This is a genomic window from Spirulina sp. CCY15215 (genome assembly GCF_016888125.1).
Lineage (GTDB): Bacteria > Cyanobacteriota > Cyanobacteriia > Cyanobacteriales > Spirulinaceae > CCY15215.
The window spans coordinates 1-336 of record NZ_JACSWA010000109.1 but is presented as its reverse complement, the minus strand read 5'-3'; the positions used below and the strand labels follow the sequence as shown (position 1 = coordinate 336).

The 336-nt window shown below is 47.3% G+C and carries 1 pseudogene; it reads right to left on the bottom strand.

The features are described 5' to 3' along the window. Window positions 1-336: pseudogene (locus JUI58_RS27460) on the bottom strand (photosystem II D2 protein (photosystem q(a) protein)); the annotation flags it as partial.

The window sequence follows — 336 nt, the reverse complement described above, 5'->3', positions numbered from 1 at the left end:
TTTGATGGGGTTGGTCTTCGGGAGCTAACCAAGCTCGCAGACCTTCATTTAACAGGATATTCTTGGTGTAGAATGTCTCAAATTCGGGGTCTTCTGCCGCACGAATCTCCTGAGAGACAAAATCGTAGGCACGTAGGTTTAAGGCTAAACCGACAATGCCGATAGAACTCATCCACAGTCCCGTTACCGGAACAAAGAGCATGAAGAAGTGTAACCAACGCTTATTGGAGAAGGCAATACCGAAAATCTGACTCCAGAAACGGTTTGCTGTCACCATAGAGTAGGTTTCTTCTGCTTGGGTGGGGTTAAAGGCCCGGAAAGTGGTGGAAGAATCTC